The sequence below is a fragment of the Fuerstiella marisgermanici genome, assembly GCF_001983935.1.
In the GTDB taxonomy this organism is placed as follows: Bacteria; Planctomycetota; Planctomycetia; order Planctomycetales; family Planctomycetaceae; genus Fuerstiella; species Fuerstiella marisgermanici.
This window is the reverse complement of sequence record NZ_CP017641.1, coordinates 75,134-94,033: the sequence shown is the minus strand read 5'-3', so window position 1 is coordinate 94,033 and position 18,900 is coordinate 75,134. Positions and strand designations below refer to the sequence as shown.

The 18,900-nt window shown below is 55.8% G+C and carries 15 protein-coding genes; 5 read left to right on the top strand and 10 right to left on the bottom strand.

The window, feature by feature from the left end; all coding sequences use genetic code 11:
* Nucleotides 1–65: 65 nt before the first annotated feature.
* The 5 genes from Fuma_RS00250 to coxB form a co-directional block, all read right to left on the bottom strand.
* On the bottom strand, nt 66–1,157 hold the full coding sequence (locus Fuma_RS00250) for a c-type cytochrome (RefSeq protein ID WP_077022371.1): 1,092 nt from the start codon (nt 1,155–1,157) through the stop codon (nt 66–68).
* Nucleotides 1,154–1,789, bottom strand: coding sequence for a cytochrome c oxidase assembly protein (locus Fuma_RS00245; protein ID WP_077022370.1), 636 nt, complete (start codon nt 1,787–1,789; stop codon nt 1,154–1,156). The genes Fuma_RS00250 and Fuma_RS00245 overlap by 4 nt, the downstream gene beginning before the upstream one ends.
* 12 nt (nt 1,790–1,801) lie before the next feature.
* The gene (locus Fuma_RS00240) at nt 1,802–2,179 is read right to left on the bottom strand and encodes a hypothetical protein (protein WP_077022369.1); all 378 of its coding nucleotides are present in this window, start codon (nt 2,177–2,179) and stop codon (nt 1,802–1,804) included.
* A complete protein-coding gene (gene ctaD / locus Fuma_RS00235) occupies nt 2,176–4,677 on the bottom strand; it encodes a cytochrome c oxidase subunit I (RefSeq protein WP_179954441.1) in 2,502 nt (833 codons plus the stop codon). The genes Fuma_RS00240 and ctaD overlap by 4 nt, the downstream gene beginning before the upstream one ends.
* Nucleotides 4,678–4,792: 115 nt before the next feature.
* Nucleotides 4,793–5,791: a cytochrome c oxidase subunit II gene (gene coxB / locus Fuma_RS00230; RefSeq protein ID WP_083731696.1), complete on the bottom strand. Its 999-nt coding sequence runs from the start codon at nt 5,789–5,791 to the stop codon at nt 4,793–4,795.
* Nucleotides 5,792–6,122: 331 nt separating this feature from the next.
* Here coxB and Fuma_RS00225 point away from each other — a divergent pair, with 331 nt between their 5' ends.
* Nucleotides 6,123–6,311, top strand: coding sequence for a carbon storage regulator (locus Fuma_RS00225; protein WP_077022367.1), 189 nt, complete (start codon nt 6,123–6,125; stop codon nt 6,309–6,311).
* 118 nt (nt 6,312–6,429) lie between these two features.
* On the top strand, nt 6,430–7,578 hold the full coding sequence (locus Fuma_RS00220; RefSeq protein ID WP_158520812.1) for an AI-2E family transporter: 1,149 nt from the start codon (nt 6,430–6,432) through the stop codon (nt 7,576–7,578).
* A 183-nt stretch (nt 7,579–7,761) separates the two neighbouring features.
* Here Fuma_RS00220 and Fuma_RS00215 read toward each other — a convergent pair whose 3' ends face one another.
* From Fuma_RS00215 to Fuma_RS00195, 4 genes are all read right to left on the bottom strand, one after another.
* On the bottom strand, nt 7,762–8,535 hold the full coding sequence (locus Fuma_RS00215; RefSeq protein ID WP_077022365.1) for an SDR family NAD(P)-dependent oxidoreductase: 774 nt from the start codon (nt 8,533–8,535) through the stop codon (nt 7,762–7,764).
* A gap of 299 nt (nt 8,536–8,834) precedes the next feature.
* On the bottom strand, nt 8,835–9,860 hold the full coding sequence (locus tag Fuma_RS00210; protein WP_077022364.1) for a PDZ domain-containing protein: 1,026 nt from the start codon (nt 9,858–9,860) through the stop codon (nt 8,835–8,837).
* A gap of 591 nt (nt 9,861–10,451) precedes the next feature.
* Nucleotides 10,452–11,225 carry a DUF2071 domain-containing protein gene (locus Fuma_RS00200; protein WP_077022362.1) on the bottom strand — a complete coding sequence of 258 codons (774 nt, stop codon included), beginning with the start codon at nt 11,223–11,225 and terminating at the stop codon, nt 10,452–10,454.
* 202 nt (nt 11,226–11,427) lie between these two features.
* Nucleotides 11,428–13,566, bottom strand: coding sequence for an FG-GAP-like repeat-containing protein (locus Fuma_RS00195; protein ID WP_077022361.1), 2,139 nt, complete (start codon nt 13,564–13,566; stop codon nt 11,428–11,430).
* Between the two features lie 198 nt (nt 13,567–13,764).
* On the opposite strand from Fuma_RS00195, the gene Fuma_RS00190 reads away from it, so the two are divergent.
* Complete coding sequence (locus Fuma_RS00190) at nt 13,765–14,760, top strand: Kelch repeat-containing protein (RefSeq protein ID WP_077028004.1); 996 nt, start codon at nt 13,765–13,767, stop codon at nt 14,758–14,760.
* A gap of 82 nt (nt 14,761–14,842) precedes the next feature.
* Here the strand turns inward: Fuma_RS00190 and Fuma_RS00185 are convergent, their stop codons facing one another.
* Nucleotides 14,843–15,763 carry an aminotransferase class IV gene (locus Fuma_RS00185; RefSeq protein ID WP_077022360.1) on the bottom strand — a complete coding sequence of 307 codons (921 nt, stop codon included), beginning with the start codon at nt 15,761–15,763 and terminating at the stop codon, nt 14,843–14,845.
* Nucleotides 15,764–16,164: 401 nt separating this feature from the next.
* On the opposite strand from Fuma_RS00185, the gene Fuma_RS00180 reads away from it, so the two are divergent.
* Entirely contained in the window at nt 16,165–17,196 is a 1,032-nt protein-coding gene (locus Fuma_RS00180; protein ID WP_083731695.1) for an SMP-30/gluconolactonase/LRE family protein, read from the top strand.
* A gap of 361 nt (nt 17,197–17,557) precedes the next feature.
* On the top strand, nt 17,558–18,880 hold the full coding sequence (locus Fuma_RS00175) for a Gfo/Idh/MocA family protein (protein WP_077022358.1): 1,323 nt from the start codon (nt 17,558–17,560) through the stop codon (nt 18,878–18,880).
* The last annotated feature ends 20 nt before the right edge of the window (nt 18,881–18,900 follow it).

The following is an 18,900-nucleotide window of genomic DNA, read 5'->3' as shown; positions in this document are numbered from 1 at the left end:
TCCTATGTGGTTCAGTCGGCAAGTGGCCAGTCCGTCGTGCGGTTTTGCGTGCTTGCAGCCACCGCTTATTCGGCTGCGAAGAATTCAGCAACAGCCTGCTCCTGCTGCTCAGTGATTCTTTCTGTCGCCGGGTGCATCAGGTGAGCGTTCTTCGTACCGCCGCGAACTCGCTGTTTGAAGAGGTTCAACTGTTGGGCAAGGTAGTCCTGAGGCTGACCGTTCAACAAGGGATAGTTGCCAGCGATGCTGGGAGCATGGCAGCCGACGCACGCCGGAACTCGCCGCGCGGGGATGCCTGATTGAGCAATCTGTTGGCCTGTGAGGTCGCTGTCATGATTGGGATTTCCGGCCGCCACGCCGTCTGGTTCAGACGCAATGGCGTCGCCCAGCGGAGACGGCAGCTCGCTATAGAATTCGGCGAGAGCATCGATCTGCTGTTCTTTGAGTGGTACGGCAACCGGCTGCATGAATCCACTGTGCCGTTCGCCGGTTGAGTACGCTCGCAGCGACGACGCCAAATAGTCTTTTCGCTGACCGGCCAGAATTGGAAATACTCCATCGCGGCCCACCCCGTCCACACCATGACACCTTCCACAACTGTTTGTTACCAGATGCTGCAGTCCGCTGGGAACACTGTCGGATGCCGCTGCAACGTCGCCAAAGACTAGATCATGGTATTCGGCTCTCGGCATGTTGGGCAGAGTCTTTAGAAAAGCGACCACTGCCGACACTTCGTCGTCACGATTTTGAGCGGGCCAGCCTGGCATGCCGGTGAGTTTCACTCCGTGCTTAACAATGTAGAACAGTTCGCGAGGCTTCCATTCGGAAACAGTGTCAGAGAGTTTCGGCGGTTGAGGCATCAGCGATTCCGCGATCGGACTGGGACCGCGAGCCGGGCTACCGTGGCACTGCACGCAGCCGGTCGCAAAATGTCCGGCTCCTTTGATGACCAGAGCAGCGTCGTCAAGATCTGGCGTTGCGATTTCTATGCTGTGAGTCGCCACGGAGCGTTCCATGGAAAATTCCAGAAACCACTTCGTGATAGGCCAGTGTGGAGAACTAGCCGCAATGGGCACGATGCCAGAGACGACTGTGATGACTCCACCGGCCACCACAATCACAGCAAGAATGGCGATGTGTTTGATCCACAGTTTCATTGTGCAGGTTCCTGAAACAGTTTTCGTTCTCTGAGCACTTCGACCGTCAGCCACAGTCCGCCAGACAGGTAAACGATTCCGCCAACCACCAGCATGATGGCTCCGCCGAGGTGCTGATCGGCCAGAGACGTCAGCGCACCGAAGCCGTGGTGGTGGGGATACAGCGGCCGAGGCGACAGTCCCAGCAGCGCTCCAAGAAATGTCATGTGCATTGATGTCAGCAATAAGCCAATGATGCCGGTGCCACGACGAGCCTTGTCGTCGTAAGCAGAACCTCCAAACGCTGACAGCCACACCCAAATCCCCGACAACAGAAACATAGATTGCTCGGCGACCAAACCGAACGTTGTCATTCTGGCCAGGTGATGCGGCACCGGAGCATGCCAGCCCCAGACGATCACCAGTTCCACGACCGATGCGGGAATCGCGGCGAATAGCCACGGCCACCGATCCACTGGATCGAATCGTTTGCCCGCAATGGCAAACGACAGCAGCGGGGCCGCCACGGCCACGTTTAGCATGTGCATGATCATGTGACCGAAGAAGGCTTGTTGAGCCAACTGCGGCACTGGCCAACCCCAGGCGAATGCAAGAGCGACGATACCAGCAATAAAGAAAATCCTGGAGTGCATGATCGTTAATGCCTAATCACAACTGTCGACGATCATTGCCACGGCCGCCACGAACAACGTCGCCACAGCACTTAGTCCGGCCAGCAGCAACGTTGCGAATCCAAGAAACCGGTGCCGATCTTCCGGCGTATCTTCATCGTGCGGCGCAGATGCTGCGCCGAACCGATGATGCCGATTGCCGATCCAGCCGTTCCATGAAATCAGCAACAGCGCCACAACGGTGAAGGCACCAATCGCGACTCGCACTTCGTTAAACGAACGCGACGATTCCGCGAGTTTCTCGCACCAGACGGCGGCCGTTACGTATGTCAGTAAGAAATGGACGGCCCAAATCGCGGGTGATGCGATCAGACTCCACAGACTTTCTTGATGTTCAGGTTTGGAAATCATGCCAGCAGTGGAAACCCTCCAATCGTCGCCACGGTAATGACGACGGTCAGTACCAAAAAATGCCAGTACAGCGTCACGTTCATCATGTCTGCGTTGTATACCGATGTCATTCTCCCTGCCGCTCGCCGAGCCAGACAGTACCACTGCATAATCGTCCCCACAGCCAGGTGCGTGACCGTCCAAAGCACCAGCACCCAAACGATTGCCGGGTACACGTGAGTCGTGGGATCCAGTTCACTGAACCACGGCCCGGCCATGAGTGCCGACATTCCTGCGATTGTCAGCAACGATCCTGCAATCAGCGCGCCGTAGAAGGCGTGGGGACGATCGGCGGAGTTCCAGCGGCGAGCTACAACGGTCAGCCACCATGCGGCGACCAGCAGACACGCCGATAACAACGGCCAGAATACTCCCGGCCCGGGCAATGGATCAGGAGGAAAATCGTCATGAACAGTCCAGTAAAAAAAGTACCCGAACACCAGCGCGATGAACGCAGTCATGTCACCCAGCATCGTGATGAACATGGCCCACCAGCCGACCGCCTTCGGTCCGGAAACATAGGTCGGCACAGTTTCTCCCAGGCCGATGTCTTTCTGCGGCTTCTCAGGAATGATGGCCGTCCCGGTCCAGAGCCAGATCAGAATTGTGGCCAGCGCCAGGACACCGCTGATGATTGTCGACCACCACCAATGGAAGGTGCCGAAGATGAAGATTCCCCCGGTGAAGATCGCGGCCCACATCGTGATGAATGTCGGGCCGGGAACTCGCAGCACCTGCTGAGGCACCGCGTCGATTTCAGACGTGACCAAAGTTTCTCTTAATCCTTCTTCCGCATCCGGAAGATAGAAGCGCCCTTCATCCACGTCGCGCACGAAATCGGGCTGGTCCCATAAGGGATAGCGGCTGTCAATTTGCGGAATGGAACGAACGCCCCACGGTTTGTCCGGCACCTCGGCCAGCCATTCAAGCGTTCCCGCGTTCCATGGATTGCGTTTGCATAGAGGCTGCGATTTGCGGGGCCTCACGACATCCCACAAAAACACGGCAAAGCCAATTCCCAGCACGAAGGCCCCAACGCTGGAAATCATGTTCAGAGTCTCGAACCCCATGTCGGCAGGGTACGTGTATACTCGGCGAGGCATTCCGAGCAGCCCTGTCCAGTGCATCGGCAGGAAGGTCACGTTGAAGCCAATCACCATCAACCAGAACACAACCTTCCCGACGCGATCCGACAGCGTCTTTCCGGTGATCAGCGGAATGAAATAGTAGAAGCCGGCGACGATGGGAAAAATCGTTCCGCCGATCAGGACATAGTGCAGATGCCCAACAATGAAATAGGTGTCGTGAGCCTGAAAGTCGAACGGCGCCACCGCCACCATCACTCCGGTCAAGCCACCGATGATGAATGTCGCCAGTCCGGCAAACACAAACATCATGCTGACCGATTTCACCACGCGACCGACCAACAACGTGGCCAGAAAGGCGAACAGCTGCACTCCAGTGGGAATCGCAACAGCCTGAGACGCTGCCGAAAAAATGCCAATGGAAATCCCTGGCAACCCGGTTGTGAACATGTGATGGACCCACAAGCCGAAACTCAGAAACCCCGTCCCCACCGCTGCCAGCACAACCCACGTGTAGCCGACCATTGGGGTGCGCGTGAACGTGGGCACGATCATCGCGATCAGAGCGACCGACGGCAGAAACACGATATAAACTTCCGGGTGCCCAAAGATCCAGAACAGATGTTGCCACAGCAACGGATCGCCACCACGCGCTGCATCGAAGAAGGGCCAGTCCAGCGTTCGTTCCATTTCCAGAAGAATGTCGCCGGCAATCAGCGGAGGAAACGCGAACAGAATCATGCCCGCGACAACCAGAATGTACCACGAATACAGCGGGATCAGATTGATCCGCATACCCGGCGGTCGACACTTCAGCACGCCAACGATCAATTCGACCGCCGCCGCGATCGAGGCGATTTCAATAAACGACAACCCCAGTAACCAGATGTCCGCCCCGATACCCGGTTGGTACGACGACGACAGCGGCGGGTACATGAACCAGCCGCCTTTGGGGCCGGCATTAAAGAAGATCGAACCGCACACAAAGATGCCGCCGATCAGAAAACACCAGAAGCCGAAGGCCGATAGTCGAGGAAACGGAAGATCGCGGGCTCCCAGCATTTGCGGCAGCAACAGAATTGAGATGGCTTCAAAGATCGGCACCGCAAACAAAAACATCATCACGGAACCGTGCAGAGTGAACACCTGGTTGTATTGATCGGCCGTCAGAAAGGTGTTGCCAGGCACCGCCAGTTGGATACGGATCAGCAGCGCCAAAATTCCTCCAAACAGAAAGAAGCCAAACGACGCGATACAGTACCACAGCCCCACTTCCGAGTTGTTGACCGCCGACCAGTAACGCCAACCTGTCGGAGTTTTCCACGCTTCCAGCAACCGCTCCTCCTGCGCAGCCGAGACGCCTCGGCGGGCGATGGCGTGGTGAGTTGGGTTGGTGTCAGTCACGATGAATGCGCTTAGTTAGTTGAAAGAGAAATAGGTGAGAGGCGAACACGTTGGCTGTTCATCTCTGGCCACAGGCTGTTACGCGTCATTCCAGTTGCTCCAGGTACGCCGCCAGCGCCATTCGTTCCTCCTCCGGCAACATGTGAAACGACGGCATCAGTACTCCGGGTTTCACCGCGTCCGTTTCTTCTAACCAGCGATGAAACATATCCGGTTGGTTTTTCAGGATGCCCGCACCGATGGAGGATCGACTGCCGACATGAGTCAGGTCAGGGCCAACTGTGCCGCGCGCCTCAGTGCCCCGAACGGTGTGACATGCTCCGCAGCCGCGAGACACAAACAACTCACTGCCACGGTTAGCGGCTTCGTCGATCGGTGAGGTTGCAGGTTGACTCTGTTCCCGCAGCCAGGCATCGAAGTCAGCTCGCTCCATCACGGTCACATCGAAGTTCATCTGAGCGTGAGCATCACCGCAGTATTCCGCGCAGACGCCTCGAAACGTTCCAGTACGCGTGGGAGTGAGCGCAAGCCGAGTTCGTCGCCCGGGGAACATGTCGACTTTGCCGCCGAGTGCTGGAATCCAAAACGAGTGCAGGACATCCTCACTGTCCAGCAGGAACTGCACGGGTTCATTCACCGGCAGTCGAATCTCGTTCGCCAACTCAACCGCGCGTTCATTGGAATCAGCGGCTGGCGGATATCGAACTCGCCACCACCATTGCAGGCCCTTGACTTCCACCTGCATGCTCCCTTCCGGAGCCTTTGCCACCAGCGGCGGCAGCATGCGTAATCCGAATACCAGTAGTACCGACAGCACGACGGTGGGGAACACAACACCCCCACCGATGATCCATCGTCGAGTCTGCTTTACATCGTGAGCACCCGGCTGCAACCAAATCGCATATAATGCCAGAGCAATCATGATCAACCAGATGACGACTGCTCCGCCCGTCATCCACCAGAACAACTCCAAAATCTGCGCCGCTTCCTTCCCGGCTGGATTCAGAGTCGACTGCGGTCGATCACACCCCGCGATTCCTCCGGCGCATATGATCAATATGCGGTTTGTACGCGGGAATTTCATGAAGGTAGGTTATTCCAAAACCGGATGATGGCGGGCTATGGTCAGCGTGTTACTGAATGACGGAATGCAAACTCAATGCCGAGGTCCTCAGAAATGACGCAAGGCCGGACCGTGTCCCCGAACTACCAGCCCATGAGTTTTGTGGCTGCTTCGTCACAACCTTGCTCCGCTGTCGGTCGATCTCAAAAAACCACAGTACGACGCTGCCGCAATCGAAGTGTCAACGCTGAAGCGGGTACGTTTTTTCTGCGATCCGCAGGTACCGGCACGGTTTATGCCTGAGCGATCTGTTATGGATCGACTACATCTCTGAGTTCAAGGAGGAGCCACCATGTTAGTTTTGTCTCGTAAGTGCGGCGAAGAGATCGTCATCGGGTCATCGATCACGATCCGAGTAACTCAATGTGAAAATGGCCGCGTCCGGCTGGGAATTGATGCTCCGACTCATGTGCAGATCGCGCGTGGCGAAATAGTTCTTGACGGCCCGCCTACAGCTAGCGGCCGCCGAGACGATCCCTGAATTAAGCCGTCGATGGTCGCTCGACGCTCATTCATTGGTCGCTCACTGACCACACCGTCTGCTGGCTGACCGACAATTTTTCATGATCGTTGACGCTTGCCGGCAGGATCAGAGCCTCATGGAGAACTCAACAATCGCGACGCCGCAATCTGCGGAGACCTCGGCCACTGCGTTTGGAGGACGGCGGAAGTTTTCGTTCTACGCACTTGTCGCCACGGTGATCGCGGTGGGACTGCTGTTCTACCGAGTCGCTCAGCCATTCCTGCTTCCGATTTTCATCGCCGGTATGCTGGCAGTAATTTTTCGCCCCGTCCATTTACGCTGCACAAAGTGGTTCGGCCAGCGTCGTCATCTGTCTGCGGGAATTGTGACAGCGACGGTGCTATTGCTGGTGCTGCTACCAGTCGTGTTCGGAGTGGCTCACGCGGCAGAAGAACTGTTCGTCGCGGCTCGGACGTTGCTTGAAACAGACTGGCGATCCCATGTCGGTGTCGAACGAATTCTAACGTGGGTCGATGACTACGTCCCGATTCCGGATCGGCAACAGTGGGAATCTTCCATTGTTGACGGGCTAAGAATACTCGTCACCGAAACATATGATCGGTCCCGTGCATTGCTTGCCAACGTGATTGAGTTTCTGATTGGACTGGTCATTGTGGCGTTGGGGCTGTTCTACTTTCTGGCGGAAGGCCCCGCGTTGTTGAAAGCCCTGCAACGGGTTTCGCCCCTGGACGATCGCGACGAACTGATCATGTTCGAGGAGTTTGATCGAGTGTGCCGAGGTGTCATCGTGGCCAGCGGAGCGTGCGCTGTGGCTCAGGGATTCCTTGCATTTATTGGATTCGCGGTGCTGAGGATTGATGGGGCCTTGCTTCTGGCAGGCCTGACGATTTGCGTTTCCTTCGTACCACTACTGGGAGCCGCGTTGGTGTGGGCTGGCGTCTGTATTTCGCTGCTCATTAACGGAGATTTCGGCACTGCGATCGCGCTGGCAACGTATGGGGCACTCGTCGTTTCCACGTCAGACAATCTGATTCGAGCGTATCTAATTCGGGGCACTGTAGGCATGCACCCATTTGTTGCGTTCGTCAGCGTCGTTGGAGCCATTCGCGTCGTCGGTATCTGGGGAATTTTTCTGGGCCCCATCGTCGCTGCATTTTTCTACGCTCTGCTAAAAATTCTACACCAGCAGACACATCCCGACATGGTGATCGAAACCGCAGCAAACTCCGATGGTGTCGAAACAGTAAGGCCGCTTCGCCCATAGCATTCTGGCATCACGTTTGACGTGTGAATTCTTGTGAGCTTCTAAATGGCCACGTGTGGGTGTGGTGGTGTGTGGCGGGAGTTCGCGAGGCACGCGTGCGACTCCGGGCGGGGCCTTCGCTTCGCTCAGTCCGAATGCGGCCACATTCGACGCGATGGTACTTTCACTTTGGTGGAGAGCTACCTACTGAACCGGCTGAATGTTTTTCACAAACTTACGAGTCACCATGCGTGGGAGAAAGCGGTGCATGCTGGACGCCACCTTATTCATGGCTCCGGGAACGACCAGTGAATCATTGGCCCGAAAGGCTTCGTATCCAGCCTTGGCCACAGTTGCGGCCGGCATGGTCCCCATCCGAAAAATCTTTGTGTCGTTCATTCCGGAATCTTCGCCGAACTCCGTTTCAGTCGGGCCCGGCGCCAGGCACGTGACATGCACTCCAGTATCCAGCAGTTCCTCACGCAGCGCTTCAGAAAATGACAACACGTACGCTTTTGTCGCATAGTAGACAGCCATATTCGGGCCCGGCTGAAAAGCGGCCGTCGATCCAACATTCAGCACGCCTCCCCGTTTGCGTTCGACCATCTCAGGAAGTAAGCGTCTGGTCAGTTCAGTAAGTGCCAGAATATTGACGTGCAGCATATCGACCTGCCTCTCAAGCGGTAGGTCGGCAAACTTTCCCAGCGCACCGAACCCGGCATTGTTGACCAGCACGTCAACCTCCAGACTGCGTTGGTTTAGCTCGTAGTGCAGAGTTTTCGTACCGTCCGGCTTCGCCAGATCGGCCGGAACGACGCTCACTGGCACGCCATGCTCGCTGTGAAGCTCATCTGCTAGCTTGCGTAGTTTCTCCTCTCTGCGAGCGGTCAAAATCAGACCGCTGCCGGCTTTCGCAAAAAGCTTCGCGAACTCCAAACCGATTCCGGATGACGCTCCAGTGATGAGTACCGTTTCCATGTTTTTCCTTCGACGTTTCGTAACCAATTTCTGCAGATGCTCGGCAGCATGCCGCACCCGTTTCCCAATGGCGTTTCGTGCGGTGTGTTCTGTGAAGCACACATGCTTCTTAGATAAGAGTGAACCGCCCATTGGACCTATGCATTTACCATGCCGTTAGAGATTGCACGCACGGAATCCGGCCGAAGGCCACAAACTGTCGGCGCAGAAAAAGCCACCGTCTCCTTTGGGGGAGGCGGTGGCTGTTGAGAGTGTTCAGGCGATCCCTCAAGAACAGGGATCACGAGAAACAACCCTGACTACCTGCAACAGCGTCGGTGTCGACGGTGCACCCTGCGACAGCAGTTGTCGCGGCGGAGATCATAGAATGGGGCATATCCGTACGATTGGCCGTAATTCAGGTTCGGTTGGTAGCCGGAAAATGAGTTTCCAAACTGATTGTGGCCATTACCGGAGTAATTTAGGTGCCCGCCATGGTGCATTGCCTGGCCACTCGCCTGTCCATCGACCAAATTATTGCCATCTACGCCAGCAGCCCCCGACACACCGGCTTCAGACTGATCGTAGTTTGGTCGCATCGCGGACGAAGACTGGACGCCAGCACCAAGCTGGAGCTGCCGACCCATTTGCCGCCCGTCACGACGGAAGGAAATGTCGACTGGACGTGAGCCTTCGACGTTATTCATCATCCGCTGCAAGTCCTGAGTATTGCGAACCCACTGACCATTGAACCGCACGATTTCGTCGCCCGGCCTTAGCCCAAGTCGACTCGCCGCACTGCCATCAGCCACATTGTCGACAATGATGCTGTCCGTATTACTACGGAACGTCATGCCAGCCGAACTGTTCTGAAGCCCGTCGGTCTGTGCATTGGCGGCCGCGTCGGTCTGGTTCCTCAAACGTGACGAGTTATCAGTAGTGTCCGTGTTGAGCGAGCTTTCGAGGTCCCCTTCCGGATCGATTTGACTTCTGTCTCGATCGAGTGCGTCCGTCTGCTGGCGAGCTGACTCGCGAACTTGTTCAGTCGCACTGCCAACATCATTCCGTACACCGTCCGCAATGGCCTCGGCGTCTGTTTGAGGTGTGTCCGGTGTGTTTAGGTCGACGTTCGCATCCGTCTGCTGGTTAGCATTGACGTTGTTAGCCCCTTGCCCAAGCTGACCATTCGTCTGAGTGTTTGTCGCCGCCGACGCGCCGGACTGTGCCGCCTTCGCCGCTGTGCCCGCCGTGCCAGTCGCATCGGTGTTAATTTCCTGTGCCGAAGCGACGCTAAGCAGGCCCAGGGTCAGAGCTGCCGCTGGTGCTAGTCTTCTTAACCGTATCATTGATTCTCTCCTGTGAAACTAGTTGCTGGATGTCCGGGTCACGCTTTCCGCTTCCACACGAAACGGAATATGTCGTGCTGCCACACGCGGGCAGAGGACTTTCAGATTGAATCAACAGCTTCTGCGAACAACGTGCCAACTCTTCGCATTTGAACGCGAGTCCAGCAAAAGATGGCGAGACTGACGGCTCGCTGAATCACGCCGTGTCGGAGAAAGCCGAAACTGTTGACAGATAGAGCGGTGAATCCACGAATGAAAATTAGCTCACTATAGAAAGCGTCGACTACGGTCGATCGCTGCCCAGTCGTCCACGATGGAACGCTGGCCGCTGAACGATCACTTCGGATGAACGTCGCTCGCAAGCGGTAGTGGTGCGCCACAAGTTAGCCAGGCGACCGCCAAGAGATATCCCCTAAAAGGTGAAGCCACTTGCGTTGCTCTTAGGTATAGACGGCAGACGAACAGCGTAGCGATCTGGCTTCAAACACATCCGGGCAGAGCAGGGCTGACAGCTGTTGGCGAGGTTTGGCAAAGCATTTTCAGGCGTATTACTAATACTCCGCCGTTGTTCTATCGTGCTTCAGCGTGGGACTAGGTTGCGGAATTCAATGCTGTCTTGATTGGCGTTATCCCAAAATAATGCGGGACGTTTGTCATAGTGATTGCGTGATCCGCGTCGACGGCGTGGGCTCCAAGCGATTCGAGAAATCGATTCTTGTGCGTTATGCAGGTGCACGCCACCGTTGCGCATGGGGCGTGTGTTTCGGGGAGTAGCTTAAGGTTCGGTTCGCCCTTTACCCATTGCCCACCAAACGACACGCCAAGAAGGAAGTCCTCCGCTTCCTGAGCCGTAGCAAAACGGCAGCCATCGGCAATGGTTTCGGAACAACTCGCTTTAAGAATCGTCGCGTCGTACAGGACTTCACCTTCAGAAATCATTTGAATACGCCAGCTTTCATCATCTTCCGCGAGGTCAATTTCACGGCACTGAAACCTGACACCAGTCAGCACGGAACCGAACGTACTTAGTAAGCGACGATTGATGTTCGGCTGCAGGACGAGCACGGCCTCTCGCAGCGTTCCATCCGGAAAGGGCAGCCTAGCGCGTGTTCTGTGAATCAGATAGTTGAAGCCCATACCAACGGCCTTCGGAAGAATATTGGGCCGCATGTTATCCATCCGGACAAAGCAAGCTGATACCCACGCAAAACCGGCGTGGGTTGCGCATTCTGCTCCCGGAGGCAGGTGGTCCAACAGGACGTCAGGCGACACCGGGTAGCTGATCAGAAAACGACGAACGACAGTCCCCGTCATGTGAATGCCAGACAGTCGGGCGGTGGGGACAAGATCGAAGGGAACAGCCATACCACGAACCTCGCACCAGCCATTGTTGGATTGTGTAAAGCGACTTTAATTTGAACATTAACGTTGCCGCACGACTGCCGTGCGGGTTGTTTTTACCTGCCAACGTCTTGGTTCAGATTGCCACAGGCCAGTCAGCGGGACGAATTGAGATTCGAATCTGAGATCAGATCTGGCGACATACTGCCTGAAGAAATTCGAAGATCTACTCCGCTGCACGCCCTTCGTTTCGCCACCAGCGCAGTTCGTAGCTTCCGTGTTCGGCGCAGGCCGCTATATCTGGTCGGCCGTCGCCGTTGAGGTCGGCGATAATGACCTGGTTCGCGCTGCGCCAGTTGTTCTTCAGCATGTGCCGCGTCCATTTGCCTTGTGGGTTGCCATGGTTTTCGAACCACGCAACTCGGCCCGGATTGCGCCAGGATGTTGCGACAATGTCGATATCCCCATCACCGTCAAGGTCTCCGGCAACAGCCTCAAAAGCGTCGTCGAATCGGGGACCGACAATGTGCTTCTTCCACAGCCCCGATGCAGGCTGACTGTTGTTTTCATACCAGACGACCTGATTGTCTTCGGATGCGAGCGATGCGTCTGGCAGTCCGGATCCCGGCCTGTAATAGAATCCCAGCGCCATCACGATATCGAGATCACCGTCGCCATCCATGTCCACCGGGTGACCGTGCGCCGGGCAACGCGACTTGTCATCCACAAGATGCTTTTTCCACACGACCGAACGGCCCGTACGCTGGTTCTCGAACCAGATGACTTGATCATCCCTGCGAGCCGTGCCGAGTAGGTCCACGTCCCCATCGCCATCGAAATCTGCTGCCTCGATCGTTCGTGTTTCCTTGATGTCTTCTTCAATCATGTGCTTCTTCCAGCCGTCGGTGGCGGGCGAACCGTCGTTTTCAAACCACGCAAACTGATTCCCCAGCAGCCAGCTGGAAGCCGCCACGTCGGGATCGCCGTCGCCGTCGAAATCAGCAAGCACCACGTCGTAGGCCCCCGGCAAATTGGTGGTGATCACGTGGCGTTGCCAGAGTTTTCCGTCAACAGGTGTGCCACTGTTTTCGAACCACAGCAAATCGCCTCGCAGATTCTTGACAATCACAACATCCAGGTCGCCATCGCCATCGACATCGCCCACCGCATGACGCTCAAGGCGTTCCGGGTCGTCTTTTTGAATGATGTGCCGTTGGAATTTTCCCTGACTATCGTTTTCGAACAGATACAGCATGTTGTGTGGCGTATAGTCAGCACTTGTGAGATCGAGGTCCCCATCTTCATCGATGTCGGCCGCCGCAATTCCGTAGGCATAGGCGTACTTGTCCGCGATCAGGTGCTCGCTAAAGCGAACCGCTGCAGAAGGTTTTTCGGCGGCGAAAATGTAATCGAGAGCCGCCGCCAGATTCAGCCTTTGGTAATCTTGATCGGTGGCCTCGTCATGAACGGTGACGCCGGTTTTCTGCATCAAAGTCAGAATGGCTTCGGGAATGTTGACTCCGTCCTGTTTCCAATCGTAACCAGTTTCTTCGATGGCCTCGCGAATCACGATTGCCGCACCGCAGGCAATGGCATTCGAAGAAGACGTTGCAGCGGCGGGGACGACAAGGTCCGTTTTCGAGTGCCGATCGAGATAAACTTCATCCTTCCCCGGACGTACGGCTCCAACGGCGAAACAACCAGGTTGGCAGGCGGGCCAGGAAATTCCGTTGGTGAAATTGTGATTCCCCGTCGGCGCGCTGACCCAGATTCCCAGCTCCCGAAGTTTGAGCAGCTTATCGTCAATGGCTGTGGCAACCGGTTTGTCGTGGGCTTGATCGTCCACCGGAGCGAGATTCACCGTTGTGATCCGGTATTCCTGATGGTTGTCAATGATCCATTGCAGGGCGGCAGCAACAGTCTGACCATCACTAATGTTACAGTGACAGCATTCTAACGCTCGAATCACGGCGAGCTGGTCGTTGAACGCCACTCCGCGTTTTCCTTTGTAGTTAACGGACGAAGGCATACCGATTGTTGAACCGTGATAACCACGGCCTTCGTGCATTGGGTTGTCATCGCCATCAACGGCGTCGTACGCGATGAGTACCTTCGGCTGGTCGCCATCCGACATGGACCATTCGGGCATCGACAACTTGCAGCCGTCATCGACCAGAGCAAGTGTCTGACCTTTGCCAAACGTCAGCTTGTGCCTGTACGTATTCCAGGCTTCAATGATCCCTGCATGCTCGAATGAAGCGGGCTGAGCAGGTTCGCTGGCACGGATTGCAGTTGGTGTGATGAATGCCAGACACAGGCAAACAATAATCTGCAATCGAGCTGGTGTGCGTTGTTCACGTCGCATGGATGTTTCCCTGAACGTCAGATACGATGTTGATATAGTTGTTGGTGGCTGCTGAATGCATCAGCGGTGCAATCAGATACTCTGACGTTACAGTATCCTTCGCCAAAATGGCACCGCGTCAGAGAGATTGGGCCACGATCCAGCATGCAGAACACGAACAAAAAGCGAACACAATACATTCTGAGTCGGAGTGAAAACTTGAGACGTTTGACGATATTTCTCTGTAGCCTGCTAATGGTTTCTGCCGCGGCCGACGAACCTCACAACTGGACTCTCGTGACCAAAGACGCTGGATGGCAGGCACGCGATTCCCAGGGGGAAGTCGTCTTTGATGATCAACTCTGGATTTTCGGCGGCTGGTTCAGTTCACACGCCGCACCGCCGCGAGATGTCTGGAGTTCCGGCGATGGCCGCACATGGAAACAGGTGACCAGTGAAGCGCCGTGGATCCACAGCGATTTGTCGATGTCAGTCACATTTAAGGATCGCATGTGGTTCATGGGCGGTTGGTACAACGGACGGTTGCCCGGGTATTCGGCCAGCAATGCAGTGTGGTCAAGCTCCGATGGCAACCAGTGGAAGCAGGAAACGAAGGCAGCCAACTGGTCGCCTCGAGTTGCGGCCGCAGTCGTTGAATTCAAAGACCGCATGTGGATCATCGGTGGCATAGAAAATTACTACTTCGGAGACGACAAGAGCCTGAAGAATGACGTGTGGTCGTCAAAGGACGGAGTTACCTGGGAGCTTGCCACGGACAATGCCGAATGGGCTCCGCGTGCTTATCATCAGGCCGTCGTACTAAACGATCGTATCTACGTGTTCGGCGGTGGAAACTATGTTCCCAACTATAGAGGTCTGAACGACGTCTGGAGTTCTGCCGACGGCGTGAAATGGCGAAAGGAAACCGACGCGGCTCCCTGGCACGAGCGGCTATGGTTCTCATCAGTTGTCTACCGTGATCACATGTGGGTGATCGGCGGCTGGTCAAACAATCCGTCGGTCAACCACGGTGACGTCTGGTACTCAAAGAACGGCCGTGATTGGAAAGAGCTGAAAAGTGAAGTGACCTGGAAAGCACGGCATGAACATTCCGCGTTCGTGTTTCAGGATCGTATTTGGGTCGCGGGTGGCCATGCGAGGCCGCTAAGCAATGAAGTCTGGTCGTTGCACTTGCCAAGAGATTGGGGCCAGTAGCACTCTAATACGTGAAACCGCGAGCTCGCCGTTCACCGATTGGAATACCACAAATCGTCAGAATTCGTTTCCGTCGACGCTATCAAATTTGGCGCTGTGCCTGAGCGACGATGTCCATGCCCACGCGTTCACTCCACGCCGCCAGAAGTTGTTGAGTAATGCCACCCACGCAGCCGTCGCCAATGGGCAGACCGTTAAATTTGGTCGCGGGCATCATGCAATACGGAGTGCTGGTGAAGAAGACTTCATCCGCTGTGTACAGGTCATACATCTGCAGCTTCATCTCACGTACAACCAGCCCCTGTTCTTGTGCCAGCTCAATCACGGTTTGCCGACTCAGCCCCGCCAGACAATTATCGGTCGACGGCGTGCGCAGTTCACCATCGCTGACGACAAACAGATTGCCGCCCTTGTTTTCGGAAACATTACCGTCGATATCCAGAATGACGCATTGCGCGTCGGGATCCACCAGACGAGCTTCAGCATCAGCAATCGTATACGCCATGCGGCTGCGATTCTTGATCCGCGCGTCAAGCGTCTGAGACGGCACGGCGCGACTCATAGACGTCACAGCGTGGCAGCCATCAGTATAAAAGCGAGCCCAGCCTCGTAAAGCCAGATGGTTCGTGAAAATCATCACAGTCGCCGGATTCACCTGGTTCGAACCCGGGCCAAGTTTGAGTGAACCGGCAGAAATGTTGTGCACGATCCAGCAGTCATCACCTGTAGCCATCATAGGCCGATTGGCGTCCAACACGTTGAGCGTGATTTGCAGCAGTTCCGCCGGCGTGTGTTGCAGATGAATGCGAGCAACCTTCAGAGAACGGTACAGCCGATCAATGTGCTGTTCTAAAAGGAAGGGCCGATGTTGAAAGGTGCGGCTGGATTCCGTGACACAGTGTCCCAGCAGCACGGAGCTATCAAAGATCGATATCCTGGCCTCCGCCTCCGGCACCATTTCGCCGGACAGATACACCATCCGTGACTGACTTCCCTCTGTCATCGTCAGATACCCTTCGTGTCGACATGTTGTTAGTTTCAGTCAGGTGCTTGTATCAAAACGACCTGGCCTTTTCGACCACGAGACCATCTCTCCATCTTGCTACATCGCATGGACGCGCAGACTGCCTCAACGGCGCACGGCACCGATCTCTTGGCGCACACATTATTCATTCGATCATATGGCGATGACTACCTGGCGTCTGAAAACCGAACGCCACAAGCGCGATCGATTTGACATCCAGCGTGACTCGGCAGACAATCGCTGCGTGACGATTCGCTCCACATGAGCAACGTCAGCTTCGTGGATGGAAGTCGCACACGGCCCACCGATCAAGGCGTTGCCTTCGACTGTTCACCGACAAACGCATCGGCGCTCAACTGAAACGTCAGCGAGAGAACGATATGCCACGTAACCAACACTACTCGCGGCGTCAGTTTTTATACGGTACGGGCGCTGCGGTCATGCTGAGTGGGCATTGCGGTTTCGCAATCGCGAAGCCACCCGACTACTCCGGGCTGGAAACAGATCGATACCTTGGTTCTGTAGAAGTGCTGGCCAGGGTGCAGGCCGAAAAGGTGTTCACGGAAGGCCCCGCCGTGGATGCGGCCGGGAATGTGCTGTTCACGAACGTGCCAGCCAGCGAGATCCTCAAGTGGGATCCTCGCGCAAGAAAACTTTCCGTCTACCGTGATAACACCAACGAAACCAACGGGCTGTACTTTGCTCCCAACGGCAGCCTGCTGGCGTGCGAAGGCGGAGCTGCTCGGGTTACACGAACTGACGCGAGGTCCGGGAAGATTGAGGTGCTGGCCGACGGGTTCAACGGCAAACCCTTCGCAAAACCTAACGATCTTTGCATGGATGGCCGAGGCCGCATCTACTTCACTTCACGTTCTGACACGCAGGATCCTGCAGGCGAAAACGTGAAGGCTGTTTATCGCATCGCCCCGGACGGCGCAGTCACTCAAATCCTGGCCTTCCCTGAAGTGCACATGCCCAACGGCATCGTGACTTCTCCTGACAACAAAAAGCTCTACGTAATTGAAGCTCACCCTGATGCTAATCACCACCGCGACATTCGCGTTTACGATCTGAACCAGGACGGAAGTGTGTCGAACGGGCGAGTGTTAATCGATTTTTATCCGGGCCGCAGTGGCGATGGAATGTGCATTGATGCAAACGGCAATCTGTACGTTGCTGCAGGGCTGCACAAGACACGGAACACCAGTGAGACGCTGGACACCAAGCCCGGGATCCACGTGATCTCACCAGACGGAAAGTTACTTGCATTTCGCCAGACACCGGAAGATACGATCACGAACTGTACATTTGGCGGCCCGGACCTGAAGTCGCTGTATGTGACCTGCGGAACATTACTGCTTCGCATCCCAACTGAAATTCCAGGCAAGCCGACCTATCGGCCAGAACGATAGGCACGTTGATTGACTAAGACCCCCTAACCAAACCTGTGTGAGCCGCGACGTTTGTAGTTTCGTTTGAGGCAAGAAGTGAGGAGGAGGCGACAAATGTCGTCGACGACGAACGACGCCGCCTGAGGCGGAAACACAAGCGGCCCGGAGGGTTGCGACGACAGCAGCCGATCTGCGGCGTCAGCGCTCCTCGACGACATCCGTCGCCTCGTCACTTTTCCTTGCATCTCGACCGCTGTCGTCACAACGCGGCCACACAGCTTTTGTTAGGGGTTCTAAAACATGGTTTAGTGGCGCTAGTTTTCCTTAGCAAAAGTGAAATGTTTGCTCATAACGAAAACAGCAATACTGCTCGGAGGAAACGATGACAGATTCTTCTCGCCGAACATTTCTGCAGACGACTTCTTTGGCAATCGCAGCCAGCACAGCATCGGCGGGCTCAACTGCTCCGCCAAGCGAGCGTGTTCGAGTTGGCATCATGGGCGCTGGAGGCCGCGCTTTGTCGCTGATCAATTCGTTTTCGTCGAACAAATCGGTCGAAGTTGTGGCGATCGCTGACATCGACCCAACTCGACTACCCCGCGGCCTCGCTCAGGCGGCGAAGAATCAGGGAACAACTCCTCGCGGTGAAAGCGACTTCCGAAAACTCATCGACGACTCGTCGATTGATGCGATCGTTATTGGAACACCCGATCACTGGCACGCAATTCCCACAATTCTGGCGTGCCAGGCGGGCAAGGATGTTTATGTCGAGAAGCCTGATGGACACAACATCGTCGAAGGCATGCGCATGGTTGAGGCGATGCGGAAGAACAAACGGATCGTGCAAATGGGATCACAGCATCGATCGACAGAACGACTGCAGTCGGCAATTGCATACGCTAAGAGCGGCCGTCTGGGTCGGTGCACAGTTGCGAAGGCTTGGGAGAGCACAAAGCAGGGGCCAGTGCCCGCTGTCGCCGACAGTCAACCGCCGACAGGTGTGGATTACGACATGTGGACTGGTGCTGCGCCGATGCGTCCGTTTAACTCAAACCGCTTCCACGGGCGCTGGCGATGGTTCTACGATTACGGAACGGGCGACCTGGGCAATGACGGTGTGCATCGCCTCGACATGGCGGTCGCCGTTTTCAACGCAGCTTGCGAAGCTCAGGGAGATCAACCGCTTGGCATGCCGAACCGAATTTCCGCTCATGGTGGGAAATGGTACTTCGACGATGCTCAGGAATTCCCCGACACCTTGCAGGCTAACTACGAATTCGGCAGTGACTTGGCCACAAAGCTCCTGACCTATGAAATGCGCATCTGGGCACCCTATCACTATCTCGAAATGTCCGAAGGCGCCGCAGTTTTCGGAGACCAGGGCTACATCGTGATTGGTAACTCAAACTGGAAGGCCTACGGACGCCGGGACGAAGTACTGGCTGAGGGCAAAGGCGGCAGTCACGAAGCGCCGCACGTCCAGGACTTCGTGGAATGCATCAAGACGCGATCAAAGCCCCTCTGCGATTTGGAAACTGTCGGCCATCCGGCGTCCGTGTTATGTCATGCCGGCAATATCGCGGCGCGAGTCGGCCGAACATTGGCATTCGACGCGAAAACTGAATCCTTCCCCGGTGACGATGAAGCCAACGCTTTGCGAACGCGTCCGGAATATCGGAAGCCGTGGGTATTGCCGGAGGTTTAGTTGACGAGAAACTGAAACTG